The 15,485-nt window shown below is 31.0% G+C and carries 11 protein-coding genes; 10 read left to right on the forward strand and 1 reads right to left on the reverse strand.

Annotated elements, in window-relative coordinates; genetic code table 11:
- Positions 1-4 precede the first annotated feature (4 nt).
- Genes IEW41_RS00850 through IEW41_RS00865 form a run of 4 tightly spaced genes read left to right on the forward strand, consistent with a single transcriptional unit; the run spans position 5 to position 3,941 of the window.
- Complete coding sequence (locus IEW41_RS00850) at positions 5-604, forward strand: acyl carrier protein phosphodiesterase (RefSeq protein ID WP_188604445.1); 600 nt, start codon at positions 5-7, stop codon at positions 602-604.
- A gap of 3 nt (positions 605-607) precedes the next feature.
- The gene (ggt, locus tag IEW41_RS00855) at positions 608-2,311 is read left to right on the forward strand and encodes a gamma-glutamyltransferase (RefSeq protein WP_188604446.1); all 1,704 of its coding nucleotides are present in this window, start codon (positions 608-610) and stop codon (positions 2,309-2,311) included.
- 9 nt (positions 2,312-2,320) lie between these two features.
- Positions 2,321-3,223 carry an ATP-grasp domain-containing protein gene (locus IEW41_RS00860; RefSeq protein ID WP_188604447.1) on the forward strand — a complete coding sequence of 301 codons (903 nt, stop codon included), beginning with the start codon at positions 2,321-2,323 and terminating at the stop codon, positions 3,221-3,223.
- A 1-nt stretch (position 3,224) separates the two neighbouring features.
- Positions 3,225-3,941 (forward strand): hypothetical protein, encoded by a 717-nt coding sequence (locus IEW41_RS00865; RefSeq protein ID WP_188604448.1) that lies wholly within the window; start codon positions 3,225-3,227, stop codon positions 3,939-3,941.
- On the opposite strand, the gene IEW41_RS00870 is transcribed toward IEW41_RS00865, so the two are convergent.
- Positions 3,938-4,462: a DUF8685 domain-containing protein gene (locus IEW41_RS00870; RefSeq protein WP_188604449.1), complete on the reverse strand. Its 525-nt coding sequence runs from the start codon at positions 4,460-4,462 to the stop codon at positions 3,938-3,940. The genes IEW41_RS00865 and IEW41_RS00870 overlap by 4 nt on opposite strands.
- A 201-nt stretch (positions 4,463-4,663) precedes the next feature.
- Here IEW41_RS00870 and IEW41_RS00875 point away from each other — a divergent pair, with 201 nt between their 5' ends.
- The 6 genes from IEW41_RS00875 to IEW41_RS00900 all read left to right on the forward strand — a co-directional run bounded on the left by IEW41_RS00875 (position 4,664) and on the right by IEW41_RS00900 (position 15,476).
- Positions 4,664-5,131: a septal ring lytic transglycosylase RlpA family protein gene (locus IEW41_RS00875; RefSeq protein ID WP_188604450.1), complete on the forward strand. Its 468-nt coding sequence runs from the start codon at positions 4,664-4,666 to the stop codon at positions 5,129-5,131.
- A gap of 87 nt (positions 5,132-5,218) precedes the next feature.
- Complete coding sequence (uvrA, locus tag IEW41_RS00880) at positions 5,219-8,050, forward strand: excinuclease ABC subunit UvrA (protein WP_188604451.1); 2,832 nt, start codon at positions 5,219-5,221, stop codon at positions 8,048-8,050.
- 67 nt (positions 8,051-8,117) lie between these two features.
- The gene (locus IEW41_RS00885; protein ID WP_188604452.1) at positions 8,118-8,807 is read left to right on the forward strand and encodes an LOG family protein; all 690 of its coding nucleotides are present in this window, start codon (positions 8,118-8,120) and stop codon (positions 8,805-8,807) included.
- A 3-nt stretch (positions 8,808-8,810) separates the two neighbouring features.
- Positions 8,811-10,079 carry an endonuclease/exonuclease/phosphatase family protein gene (locus IEW41_RS00890; protein ID WP_188604453.1) on the forward strand — a complete coding sequence of 423 codons (1,269 nt, stop codon included), beginning with the start codon at positions 8,811-8,813 and terminating at the stop codon, positions 10,077-10,079.
- Positions 10,080-10,165: 86 nt separating this feature from the next.
- Positions 10,166-12,910: a gluzincin family metallopeptidase gene (locus IEW41_RS00895; protein ID WP_229660137.1), complete on the forward strand. Its 2,745-nt coding sequence runs from the start codon at positions 10,166-10,168 to the stop codon at positions 12,908-12,910.
- A gap of 154 nt (positions 12,911-13,064) precedes the next feature.
- Entirely contained in the window at positions 13,065-15,476 is a 2,412-nt protein-coding gene (locus tag IEW41_RS00900) for an alpha-ketoacid dehydrogenase subunit alpha/beta (RefSeq protein WP_188604455.1), read from the forward strand.
- Positions 15,477-15,485: the final 9 nt, after the last annotated feature.

Raw genomic sequence — 15,485 nt, forward strand, 5'->3', positions numbered from 1 at the left:
TCCAATGAATTTTTTAGCACATATTTATCTGTCTGGTGATAATGAAATGATTGCTATTGGTAATTTTATTGCTGATGGTATTCGTGGCAAGCAATACAAGAAATTTCAAAAAGATATTAAAACAGGTATTTTGCTTCACAGACAAATTGATACTTTTACTGATGCTCATGCAATTGTAAGGCAAAGTACTAAGCGTTTGCATAAAAATTACAGCCATTATAGTGGTGTTATAGTAGATATTTTATATGATCACTTTTTAGCTAAAAACTGGAAATCGTACTCTGACATTCCTTTAGATATATATGTAAATAAATTTTATGATAGTTTAGAAACCAATTTCGAATTACTTCCTGCTCGTACACAAAAACTTATGCCATATATGATTGCTGATAATTGGCTTCTAAATTATGCAAGTATTGATGGGATTCAAAGAGTATTAAACGGGATGAACAGAAGAACAAAAAATGTTTCTGGAATGAATGAAGCCACAAAAGAATTAGTTGAATATTATAACGAATTTGAAAGTGAGTTTACTCAGTTTTTTGAAGAGTTAAGAGCATTTTCAAAGCTTAAATTAATTGAAATTGAAAGTACAAACCCATAACAAATGAAAAAATCTCTTTTATTAATAGCATTCATTTTTGCCTTTACATCTTGTAAAGATTCTAACTCCAACATTAAAAAGACAGTTAAAAGAAATGGCTTAATAACTCAAAAAGCTATGGTTGTTTCTGCTAGAGCTGAAGCTTCAAAAATTGGAAGTGATATTCTAAAAAAAGGAGGCAATGCTTTTGATGCAATGATGGGAACCGAATTAGCTTTAGCAGTTACATATCCTTATGCAGGAAATTTAGGAGGTGGCGGATTTATGGTATATCGCTTAGCAAACGGAGAAATTGGCTCATTAGATTATAGAGAAAAAGCACCTCTTGCAGCTACAAAAAACATGTATTTAGATGCAGATGGTAATGTTATAGAAAACAAAAGTACAATAGGTGCATATGCCGTTGGAGTGCCTGGTACTATTGCTGGTGTTTTTGCAGCTCATAAAAAATTTGGAAAACTTCCTGTTAAAGACATACTGCAACCTGTTATTGATTTAGCAAATAATGGGTTTGTAATAACCGAAAAACAGCAAGCGCGTATTAATGATAAAGACAGCATTTTTAAAGCAGTAAACGGAAAAGAAATTTTGTTTTCTAATAAAACTAAAGCTGGAGAAACTTTAAAAAATATAGCCTTAGCTGAAACTTTAGAACGAATAATGAATAATGGTAAAGACGAATTTTATAAAGGCGAAACTGCACAAAAATTAGTCAACTTTATTCAAGATAAAGGTGGTATTATTACAATGGAAGATTTGGCTTTATATGAAGCAAAATGGCGAGATCCAGTAACATTTAACTATAAGGATTTAAGAGTTATATCAATGGCTCCTCCTTCAAGTGGAGGAATTTGTTTAGCACAAATAATGAAGATGATTGAGCATTTTGATTTAAAATCTTATGGACATAATTCCTTAAAAACAACACAAGTGATTGTTGAAGCAGAACGACGAGCTTATGCTGATAGAAGTCACTTTTTAGGCGATCCAGATTTTGTGGAGATGCCATTAAAAACTTTGCTTAGTGATGTGTATTTACATGAGAGAATGAACAGTTTTTCGTTTGAAAAAGCAACGCCTTCAGACTCTATATCACATGGAAATATTTCTGGTTACGAAAGTAGCGAAACAACGCACTACTCTATTGTTGATCAATTTGGAAATGCTATTTCTGTAACAACAACACTTAATGGTGCATATGGCTCTAAGCTTTTTGTTGATGAACTAGGTTTTTTTCTTAATAACGAAATGGATGATTTTAGTAGCAAACCTGGTGTTCCAAATGTATATGGTTTAGTTGGCACTGAAGCCAATAGTATAGCGCCACAAAAACGTATGTTAAGCTCAATGACTCCAACAATAATTGAAAAAGATGGTGAACTATACATGGTTGTTGGTACTCCTGGAGGCTCAACAATTATAACTTCTGTTTTACAAACTATTTTAAATGTTGAAGAATTTGGAATGACAATGCAAGAAGCTGTCGATGCACCTCGCTTTCACCATCAATGGTTACCAGATGAGATAAGAGTTGAAGCAACTACCTTTAGTGAAAAACTAAAAAAACAATTAGCTACTAAAGGCTATTTTATAAATGAAAATGCCACTCCTATAACAGCAAAAGTAGACGCCATATTAGTTTTACCAAACGGAAAACTAGAAGGTGGTGCTGACCATAGAGGTGATGATACTGCTGTTGGTTTTTAAAATAAAATTATGCACAAACTTTTTGATGTAATTGTACTTACAGACAAACGCTATCTCGAAGATTCTAAAACCAACACGTATAAGCATAATGTGTTTTTTGAAGATTACCTAGTAGTTGAAGCCTTAAAAAATAAAGGACTAAATACACAACGCCTAGCTTGGGATGATAAAAATTTTGATTGGTCTTCAACAAAATCAATTCTTTTTAGAACAACTTGGGATTACTTTGATAGATTTGATGAGTTTTCAAAATGGCTATCAAACGTTACCAAAAAAACTAGATTATTCAATTCTGAAAAGCTAATTAGATGGAATATAGATAAACACTATCTAAATGATTTAAAATTAAAGCATGTAAATATTGCTGAAACATATTTTATAGAAAAAGGAAACAATAAAACCTTAAAAGAACTTCATACACAATTAGGATGGAGCGAAACTGTTTTAAAGCCTTGTGTTTCTGGTGCTGCCAGACATACATACAAGTTAAATTTAGAAACAGTAAATACTCATGAAGTTATTTTTAAAGAACTTATTGCAAATGAAGCAATGATGTTACAACCATTTCAGCATAATATAGTAACCAAAGGTGAAATTTCTATGATGGTCTTTAATGGTAAATTTACACATGCCATTTTAAAGAAAGCTAAAGCTGGTGATTTTAGAGTTCAAGATGATTTTGGAGGAAGTGTTTCAGATTATAGTCCTACAAATGAAGAAATTACTTTTGCAGAAAACACAGTAAAAGCTTGTCCAGAATTGCCAATTTACGCTAGAGTTGATATATTTACTGATAACAATACTAAAATAGCTCTTTCTGAGTTAGAACTTATTGAACCTGAATTATGGTTTAGACATCATCCAGAAGCTGCTACAGTTTTAGCTGAAGCCATTAAACTAAAATTAACTTAAAATGAAACCAAAAAAAATAGCTAAAATAATTATAGGTGTTATAGTGTTTTTCACTTTGCCTAGCCTATTGTTTTTTGGCTATGTTTATTTAAAGTATGATGAAGATTTACCAATAGGCACTAAAGGTGAGCAAGCTGAACAAATGGCAACAAAAATGCTTAGTGCATTAGACTATGAAGCTTATAAAAACACAAACTATATTGAGTGGACCTTTAAAAACAGACATCACTACCAGTGGAAAAAAAATGAAGAAACGTGTACAGTACACTGGGAAGATTATAAAGTAGATTTAAATTTAAAAGACGCTTCAAAAAGCAAAACATATATACATAATTTTGAAGTACAGGGTGAACAAGCTGCAGAGCTAATTACTAAGGCAACAGATTATTTTAATAACGACTCCTTTTGGTTAGTAGCACCATACAAAGTATTCGATTCTGGCACAGAGCGAAGTGTTGTTACTTTAGAAAACGGTAAACTTGGGCTTCTAGTAACTTATACATCTGGTGGCACAACTCCTGGTGACTCTTATTTATGGATTTTAGATGATAAAGGAAAACCTACAAGTTTTAAAATGTGGGTTTCTATATTACCTATTAAAGGGCTTGAAGCAACTTGGAAAGATTGGACAACCACAGAAAGTGGAGCTCAATTACCAACGTTTCATAAATTAATGATTTTAGGCTTGCAAATAACAGATATTAAAGGAAAAAACTAACTTCCCTTCTGCCCTACAAAATTATGGTCTTTATGCTTAAACAACACATTAAACGTTGTTAAACTACCATAGCTTCTTGTAATATATTGTTGCAAATCTATCTTTTCTTGTTCATCAAGATTACTGCTATTTATTTTCTGTTCCATAACACGCAATCTGTCACGAACCATTGTTATTTTATGAAAAAAAGTATCAATTGGTACTTCGTTAGATTTTAGGTTAGTATCTCCAGGTTCTAAAATAAGTTTTCCACCTTTCCATTTATCTGCTATAGTCACAACTTCACTAACATCACTCCATTTCTTTAAAATTGATTTTAAGGTTTGTTCAACTTCATAAAAACTAATAGTATCAACATCATCTTCAGCAGCTTCAATTACTTCAAACTCACTATTTAAGTCAATGGTCTCTAAGCCGTTATCTATAAACGTAACCCAATAGTGTTTTGAAGTCACATTTGTTACTACACCTTTACCAAATTCATTATGGTTAATACGTGATCCTATTCCTAATAATTTCATTTAAAATATGTTTTATATTCTCATAAAAACGAGAATGCGATTTTAATTAATTCTAACACAATAATAACAAATACTGCTTTAACCTTTCAAATAAAAAACTAAAAAATGTTAAACTTAATCTAATGCAAAAATCTAAATCAAATAATAAAACGTATAATTACTAATGTGAAAATTTGTTATTTAAAATCTATAGAAAAACATATGAATTTACCCATAAAAACCATAACACTTTTATTGCTTGTAGTTTCTTTAAGTAGTTTTAAATCAACCAAAACTTATACTAAATATACAAGAGATATTTCTTTAGTTAAAATAGATACTACATATGCTGACACTACAGATAATGATTCTTCATTAGTTGTCTGTAAACTTTACAAAGAAAATGCACATGCTTCATATTACCATGACAAGTTTAATGGCCGAAAAACTGCTAGTGGCGAAAAATTTGACAATAATTTATATACAGCAGCTCATAAAACATTAAAATTTGGAACAAAAATAAGAGTTACAAATACAGTTAATGATTCGTCAGTGATTGTTACTGTGAATGACAGAGGTCCTTTTGTTAAAGGCAGAGAACTAGATTTGTCTAAAAAAGCTTTTATGGAGATTGCTAAATTTAAACAAAGAGGACATTTAATTGTAAATATTGAAATTATTGAAGATTAGTTATAATCTTCATATTTAACATAACTCTAGGTATACTTCACTTCTTTTTTCATTGCAGAAACAGTACCTTTGCAACTTTGCAATTCTATGAGTAAATTCGAAGAACATATTGAGGTTAAAGGCGCTAGAGTACATAACCTAAAAAATATAGATGTTACAATTCCTCGTGAAAAACTGGTTGTTATTACTGGTTTATCAGGAAGTGGTAAATCATCATTAGCTTTCGATACCATTTATGCAGAAGGACAACGTCGATACATCGAAACGTTTTCTGCTTATGCACGTCAGTTTTTAGGTGGTTTAGAGCGACCAGATGTCGATAAAATTGATGGGCTTTCTCCTGTTATTGCAATAGAACAAAAAACTACCAGCAAGTCACCTCGCTCTACTGTAGGTACTATTACCGAGATTTACGATTTCCTTAGGCTTCTTTTTGCACGAGCTAGCGATGCGTACAGCTATAATACTGGTGAAAAAATGGTGAGCTATAATGATGAGCAGATTAAACTACTTATAAAAGAAAGTTTTCTTGGCAAACGCATAAATATTCTAGCTCCTGTAATTCGTTCACGAAAAGGGCATTATCGCGAATTGTTTGATCAAATTGCTAAACAAGGCTTTGTTAAAGTACGAACTGATGGCGAAGTAAAGGATTTAGTTAAGGGCATGAAACTAGATCGTTACAAAACTCACGACATAGAGATTGTTATCGATAGACTTAAAATTGATGATTCTGTAGATAACGATAAACGATTAACAGAGAGTATAAATACAGCAATGTATCATGGTGAAGATGTTTTAATGGTTTTAGATCAAGACACTAATGAAGCGCGCTATTTTAGTCGAAATTTAATGTGTCCATCCTCTGGAGTTTCATATCCAAATCCAGAACCTAATAACTTTTCTTTTAACTCACCAAAAGGTGCTTGTCCAAAATGTAATGGTATAGGCCGTTTGTATCAGGTAAATGAAAATAAAATTGTTCCTGATGATAGTTTATCTATTAAAACTGGAGCTTTGGCTCCTCATGGTCCACAAAAAAATAGTTGGATTTTTAAGCAGTTTGAAACTATAGCACAACGCTATAATTTTGAATTGACAGATGCTTACAAAAGCATTCCTGATGAGGCAAAGCAAATGATAATGTATGGAGGAAACGAAAAATTTTCTGTTGAAAGCAAAACACTAGGAGTTACACGAGATTATAAAATAGAATTTGAAGGCGTTGCCAATTTTATTGAAAGTCAGTATAACAATGCTGACTCTACATCATTAAAACGTTGGGCAAAAGAGTACATGGATAAGGTTGAATGTGACGAATGTCAAGGCTCACGTTTAAGACAAGAATCACTTTATTTTAAAATAAACAACGCTAACATTGCAGAGCTTGCTAATAAAGACATTATAGATTTAGCTAATTGGTTTAACGATTTACATAATCATCTGTCAGAAAAACAAATACTCATTTCTGAAGAAATCATAAAAGAGATAAAAACACGTATCCAGTTTTTACTCGATGTAGGCTTAGAATATTTATCACTAAACAGAAGTTCTAAATCATTATCTGGTGGAGAAGCACAACGAATTAGATTAGCAACCCAAATTGGTTCTCAACTAGTTGGTGTGTTATATATACTTGATGAACCAAGTATTGGATTACATCAACGAGATAATGAAAAACTAATAAAATCATTAGTATCTCTTCGTGATATTGGTAATTCAGTTATTGTAGTTGAACATGATAAAGACATGATTGAAGCTGCCGATTATGTTATAGATATTGGACCAAAAGCAGGAAAATATGGTGGTGAGATTATTAGCATTTGCACTCCAAAAGAATTACTAACACATCATACGCTTACTGCTGACTACCTCAACGGAACAAAGCAAATTGAAGTCCCGAAAAAACGTCGTGAAGGCAACGGAAAATATTTAGAATTAAAAGGTTGTACTGGCAATAACCTTAAAAACGTATCCATCAAATTACCTTTAGGGAAAATGATTGGAGTTACAGGAGTTTCAGGAAGTGGTAAATCTACTTTAATTAATGAAACACTCTACCCTATTATGAATGCGTATTACTTTAATGGCGTTAAAAAACCAATGCCTTACAAAAGCATTAAAGGTTTAGAACATATCGATAAAGTTATAGATATTAACCAATCGCCTATTGGTCGTACACCTCGTAGCAATCCAGCAACTTATACCAAAACTTTTGATGAAATAAGAAGTTTATTTGCTAAAATTCCAGAAGCTATGATACGTGGCTATAAAGCAGGACGTTTTAGTTTTAATGTAAAGGGTGGTCGCTGTGAAACCTGTCAAGGTGGTGGATTACGAGTTATTGAAATGAACTTCCTTCCTGATGTTTATGTAGAATGTGAAACTTGCCAAGGAAAACGATTTAATCGTGAGACTTTAGAAATTCGTTATAAAGGAAAAAACATTAGCGATGTGTTGAATATGACCATTAATGAAGCGGTCGATTTTTTTGAACATATTCCAAAAATTAACAATAAGCTAAAAACCATAAAAGACGTTGGTTTAGGCTATATTACACTTGGTCAGCAAAGCACAACACTTTCTGGTGGTGAAGCACAGCGTATTAAATTAGCAACAGAGCTAAGCAAGCGAGATACAGGAAACACATTTTATATTCTTGATGAACCTACAACAGGATTACATTTTGAAGACATTAGAGTGTTAATGATTGTGCTTAACAAATTGGTAAACAAAGGCAATACAATACTTATTATTGAACACAATATGGATGTTATTAAAACTGTAGACCATATTATTGATATTGGTTATGAAGGCGGAAAAGGTGGTGGACAAATTATTGTTGAAGGAATTCCAGAAGAAGTTGCCAAACATAAAAAGAGTTACACAGCTAAATTCCTTAAAAAAGAATTAAATTAGCAAGTTTGAAAATCGTAAAAAGCGATTAAAAGCTTAACAAAATAAATACTAAAAAATTAAATATATAATGAGATTAGAGAAACATAGCAAAGCTTGGAATGAAATAAAAACAAACGATTCTTGGGCAATTTTTAAAATCATGGGCGAATTTGTCAATGGCTACGAAAAACTAAGTAAAATTGGTCCTTGCGTTTCTATATTTGGTTCTGCACGTACTAAACCAGATCATAAATATTACAAATTAGCAGAAGATGTAGCTCAAAAAATTGTTGAGCATGGTTATGGTGTTATTACTGGTGGTGGGCCAGGTATTATGGAAGCTGGTAATAAAGGAGCGCATATTGCTGGAGGAACATCTGTAGGTTTAAATATTGAACTCCCTTTTGAACAGCATGACAACCCATATATTGACTCAGATAAAAGCTTAGATTTTGACTATTTTTTTGTTAGAAAAGTAATGTTTGTAAAATACTCACAAGGATTTGTAGTTATGCCTGGAGGATTTGGAACCTTAGACGAATTGTTTGAAGCTATTACCTTAATACAAACTAATAAAATTGAACAATTCCCTATTATACTTGTTGGAACCGATTTCTGGTCTGGTTTAATGGATTGGGTAAAATCTACACTTCTAGATAAGTTTAATAATATAAGTGCAAAAGATTTAGATTTAATTCATTTAGTAGATACTCCTGAAGAAGTGATTACTATATTAGATAGTTTCTACAAAGAATTTGAATTGAGTCCAAACTTTTAAAGTATGAAGAAAAATATCATCATTACATTTTTTTTATGTGCATTTAGTCTTAATGGATTGTTTGCACAAGAAACTTTTAAGATGATGTTTTATAATCTTCTAAATTTTCCATTACAAAGCATTCCTCCTAACAGAATTCAATATTTAGAAACTATTTTAAGTAATTATCAGCCAGATATTTTTATGGTTTGCGAATTAAACAATGAAAGTGCTAGTAATGGTATTTTAAATATGATGCAACAAAGTATTAACACTAACTATGCTGGTGCAAATTTTGTTTTAAATACTTCTGATGATAATTTTGGCAATCAAAATGATTTGCAAAATATGCTGTACTATGATAGTTCAAAATTTATTTTAGAAAGCCAAACTGTAATTACTACAATTTATAGAGATTTTAACCATTATAGACTTAAACTAAACACCACGCAACAAGGCACAAATCCTATATATATAGATGCAATTGTATGTCACTTAAAAGCATCTAGCGGAAGTGAAAATGAAGTTTTGCGTCTTCAAATGATAAATGATTTAGAAAATTATTTAGATACTTTGCCAGCAAATAGTAATGTAATTTTAGCTGGTGATTTTAATATGTATACAAGCTCAGAAACTGGATTTGTAGAGTTAGCAAACCCTTCAAACAATATTACATTTACTGACCCAGCTAACAGGCTTGGTAGTTGGCATACAAATGCTACATTTATAGATGTATTTACACAATCTACACGTACAGCAACTGGCTTAGGAGGAGCAACAGGAGGTTTTGATGATCGGTTTGATTTCATATTAACGTCAGAAAACATGATTTCAAATACAGATTTGTATTATGTAAACAATTCCTATAAAGTGTTTGGAAACAATAATAACCCATCGTGTTTTAACCAAGAAATTAATTCAACTAACTGTGATGGTTCAGATTTTTCTTTTTCAATAAGAAATGCTTTATACAATTTTAGTGATCATCTTCCCGTTACAATAGAGTTGCAAACAAATCAAACATTAGGAATTAATGATTATGCGTTTCAACAACCTATAGAATTTATTAATGGCAATATGATAAATTCAATATTATCATTAAAAATTCAACCAGAGTTTATATCTAATCAAACTTTATACGTTTATGACAGCATTGGCAAGCTAATTAAAACCATAAACACAAAAAATTCGATATATATTAATGAGGATTTATCCATGTTGGCAAATGGTTTATATTACATAGTTTTACCTCAACTTAATGTTAAACCTTTAAAGTTTGTGATATCACATTGAAATTACGTTTACTTATAGTTATACTTTTGTTTTGTAATGCTTGGGTTAATAGTCAAAATACTATAGACATCAACGCAAAGTTTGACATGCCCAACAAACTTATAAAAATCACTCAAAGCATAAGCTATAAAAACACATCTTCAGACACCTTAAACGTAATATATCTTACAGATTGGAATAATAGCTATTCAACAAAAAAAACACCATTAGCAGAACGATTTACTGAAGAATTTAGTGCTAAATTTCATTTTGCAAAAAGCGAAGAACGTGGTTTTACAAATATAATTTATATAAAAGACGAAAACTTACAGCAAGAGTTAGAATACTCTAGGTTAGAAAACTATCCTGATGTTATAAAGGTTGAGTTAGCACAACCATTACTTCCTCAAGAATCTTACAAATTAAATCTTACCTACAATTCTAGAGTTCCAGATGATACCTTTACAGATTATGGTGTTACAGATTATGGAGATTATAACTTAAAATATTGGTATATAACTCCATCTGTCTTTGATGGGAAATGGCACTTTTATAGTAATAAAAACTTAGATGACATTTATGTACCTAAATCAGATATTGTTTTAAATGTTGAGTTTCCATTAAATTATGCTCTAATTTCTGAATTAGATATTATAAATATTAAACAAACTCAATCTTCACAAACTTTTACTTTATTAGGTAAAGACAGGGTTGATAGCAAACTAATTTTAAATAAGTTTTCTAATTACAAATCTGTACAAACCGATTTTTTTACTGTTGTAAACAACATTGAGGATGAAGGCTTAAAACCTGAAGAAAAAGCTATTATAACAGACAAAATAGTTTCTTTCATATCTAAAAACTTAGGTGAATATCCTCACAAAAAATTACTTCTAACTGAAATTGAGTATAACAAAGACCCTCTTTATGGCTTAAATCAGTTACCAGATTTTATAAGACCTTTTCCTAATAATTTTCAATATGAAATTAAAGTCCTAAAAACAGCTTTAAATAATTATTTAGAGAATACTTTACTTATAAATCCAAGAGAAGATTATTGGTTAAAAGATGGATTACAAATCTATTTTTTAATGAAGTATGTTGAAGAAAATTATCCAGACACAAAACTTTTAGGTACACTTTCAAAAGTATGGGGAATAAAATCTTTTCATGCTGCAGATTTATTCTTTAATGAGCAATATAATTTATTATATATGCAAATGGCTCGAACAAATAGAGATCAGCCATTAACAATGCCAAAAGATTCTTTATTAAAATTTAATGCGAATATAGCTAACAAATATAAAGCTGGAATTGGTTTAAAATACTTAGATGACTTTGTGAATTCTGGTGTTTTAGAAGAAACCATCAAAGAATATTTAAAATTAAACAAACTTGAATCTACATCACCTTCAGACTTTGAAGTTTTATTAAAACAAAACACAAAAAAAAATGTAGATTGGTTTTTTAGCGATTACTTAAATACCAGAAAGAAAATTGATTTCAGAATAAAAGACGTTTCAAAAACTGAAGATTCGATTACGTTTACTATTCGAAACAAAAGAGATAATAATATGCCTGTGTCTTTATTTTCTTTTAATAATGATTCGATTGTTTCAAAGACTTGGATAGAAAATATTAAAGGCGATAAAACAATTACAATACCAAGAGATAGTATAAATAGACTTGTGCTAAACTACGACAATACAATTCCAGAGTATAATTTAAGAGACAATTGGAAATCGTTAAAAGGATTCTTTTTTAACAATAAACCTTTGCAATTTAGATTAATTAAAGATTTTGAAGACCCAAACTATAATCAGGTTTTTATAATGCCGTTAGTTCAGTTTAACAATATATATGACGGATTAACACTTGGTGCAAAGCTTTATAATAAGTCTATGCTACGTAAGCCATTTTATTATAAAATAGCTCCAGTATATGCTACTAAATCTAAAACACTAACAGGTTCGACTACTATAGCTTATACTCAAGATTTTGAAAATCAAAATCTTTTCAACATTAACTATAGTCTTTTTGCTGGATATTCCTCATTTGCTGAAAATGCTTTTGTTACTAGCATTACTCCTAGTATATCATTTAGTTTTAGAGATGATAAAAATTTTAGATCAAATAAAACAGATTTTATAAATATTAGGTATTTAGATATTAATAGAAATACAGATAAAAATCCAAATATAATAATTGAAGATCCTGATTATAGCGTTTTTAATATTAGATATATTAGTTCTAATCCTGGCCTTATACATTTTCAGAAATGGAACTACGATTTACAATTGGCAAAACAATTTGGTAAAATCTCATTGACTTACGAATACAGAAAACTATCACAAAATAATAGACAATTCAATTTTAGAGCATTTTTTGGTTCTTTTTTGTTTAATAAAACAGACATCAACTCCAACTACTTTAGTTTTGCATTAGATAGACCTACAGACTATTTGTTCGATTATAATTACTTAGGGCGTTCTGAGGCATCTGGTATTTTTAGTCAACAGATTATTATTGCCGATGGAGGATTTAAGTCAAAACTAAATCCAGCTTTTGCAAATCAATGGATGGCTACGATAAACTCTAGTACAACGCTTTGGAAGTATATTGAAGTATATGGAGATTTAGGATTAGTTAAAAACAAATATCAATCACCAGAACTTGTTTATGATTCTGGCATTAAATTAGATTTAGTAACCGACTATTTTGAGCTTTATTTTCCTATATATTCTAATTTAGGTTGGGAAATTGGGCAACCTAGATACGATCAAAAAATACGTATTAAGTTTACAGTAGACCCACAAGCTCTTTTTGGGTTATTCAGAAGAAAATGGTATTAAATATATTTCAACAGTTTTTTTAATATCACTCTTTTATTGCTTTTTCGTTAGTAAAACCTACTTTTCACTTACAAATTATCATTTTTATAACATTTTAAGACGTTGTAAAACATATAAAGTTTAGCTAACTTTGTAGCTTTCCAAAACAATTATTATGCAAAATAAACCTAACACAAAAAAAGATATCACTTTTGAAGACTTTAAATCGGAAGTTATCAATGACTACAAAATTGCAGTAACAAGCAGAGAATGTAGTTTGTTAGGTCGTAGAGAAGTATTAACTGGTAAAGCAAAATTTGGAATCTTTGGTGATGGTAAAGAAGTCCCTCAACTAGCTTGGGCTAAAGTATTTAAGAATGGTGATTTTCGTTCTGGGTATTACAGAGACCAAACTTTTATGATGGCTATTGGAGCACTAAACATTCAACAGTTTTTCGCTGGCTTATATGGTCATGCTGATATTGAAGCAGATCCAATGTCAGGTGGTCGTCAAATGGGTGGTCATTTCGGCACACATAGTTTAGACGAAAATGGAGATTGGAAAAATCTAACAAAACAAAAAAATTCAAGTGCTGATATCTCTCCTACTGCTGGACAAATGCCTCGATTATTAGGTTTAGCTCAAGCATCAAAAATTTACAGAAATGTAAAAGGAATTGATACTACTAATTTTTCTGATAAAGGCAACGAAGTCGCTTGGGGAACAATTGGAAATGCAAGTACAAGTGAAGGCCTGTTTTTTGAAACCATTAATGCAGCAGGAGTTTTACAAGTACCAATGGTAATTAATATTTGGGATGACGAATATGGTATTTCGGTACATGCAAGACACCAAACAACTAAAGAAAGTATTTCTGAAATTTTAAAAGGATTTCAAAGAGATAAAAAAAACAATGGCTATGAAATTTTTAAGGTAAACGGTTGGGATTATCCTGCATTGGTTGAAACTTACCAAAAAGCCTCAAAAATTGCCAGAGAAGAGCATGTTCCTGTTATGATTCATGTTGTAGAATTAACCCAACCTCAAGGTCATTCTACATCAGGTTCTCATGAACGATATAAAAATCAAGAACGTTTAGCTTGGGAAACTGAGTTTGATTGTATTGCTAAAATGCAAGAATGGATGTTAGCAAATAATATTGCAACACAAGACGAGCTGGATGCTATAAGCAAAACCGCTAAAAAAGAAGTTAGAGAAGGAAAAAAAGCAGCTTGGGAAGCGTATTTAAAACCAATTAAAGACGAGCAACAAAAAGCTATTACTTTACTTACAAATTTAGCAAATAGTAGTTCTAATAAAGTTTTTATAAACAAGCTGGTTAATGATTTATCTTCAATTGGAGAACCTATCCGAAAAGATATTATTTCAACTACCAGAAAAGCATTACGATATGTTATTTCCGAAAATTCTTCTGAAAAAGATGCCCTTATAAATTGGTTAAATGCTAATATAGAAACTAATCAACCTAAGTATAGTTCTCACCTTTATAGCGCTTCAAAGTATTCAGCGTTAAATGTAAAAGAAGTAAAAGCAACTTACGATGTAAATGCCGAGGATGCTGATGGAAGATTAATTTTAAGAGATAATTTTGATGCTATTTTTAGTAAATATCCTGAAACCTTAGTTTTTGGAGAAGATGCAGGAACTATTGGAGATGTAAACCAAGGCTTAGAAGGCATGCAAGAAAAATATGGCGAGCTTCGAGTTGCAGATGTTGGTATTAGAGAGGCTACTATTTTAGGTCAAGGAATTGGTATGGCAATGCGTGGTTTACGTCCTATTGCCGAAATTCAGTACTTAGATTATATTCTTTATGCGCTACAAATAATGAGTGATGATTTAGCATCATTACATTACAGAACAAATGGAAAGCAAAAAGCGCCATTAATAATTCGTACTCGTGGACATAGATTAGAAGGTATTTGGCATTCTGGTTCTCAAATGGGTGGAATTATTAATTTAGTTCGTGGAATACATGTTTTGGTGCCTAGAAATATGACTAAAGCAGCAGGTTTTTATAATACACTTTTAGAAAGTGACGAACCAGCAGTAATTGTTGAGTGCCTAAATGGGTACAGACTAAAAGAAAAAATGCCTAATAATTTAGGTGAATTAAAAACTCCTCTTGGCGTTGTAGAAACAATAAAAGAAGGTAGTGATATTACCTTAGTATCTTATGGCTCTACATTGAGAATAGTAGAACAAGCAGCCAAAGAATTACAGGAGGTAGGTATAGATGCTGAAATTATTGATGTACAATCTTTATTACCATTCGATCTTAATCATGATATTGTTAAGAGTGTTGCTAAAACAAATCGTTTAATGGTTATAGATGAAGATGTTCCTGGAGGCGCATCGGCTTTTATTTTAAACGAAATTTTAAATACTCAAAATGCTTTTGTGCATCTAGATAGCCAGCCACAAACATTAGCAGCTAAAGAACATAGACCATCTTACGGAACAGATGGTGATTATTTCTCAAAACCTTCAACTGAAGATGTTTTTGAAGCCGTTTATAATGTAATGCACGAAGTTAATCCTGAAGATTATCCGAAGTTAAGATAATTTTATCGT

The sequence above is a fragment of the Aquaticitalea lipolytica genome, assembly GCF_014641635.1.
Classification (GTDB): Bacteria; Bacteroidota; Bacteroidia; order Flavobacteriales; family Flavobacteriaceae; genus Aquaticitalea; species Aquaticitalea lipolytica.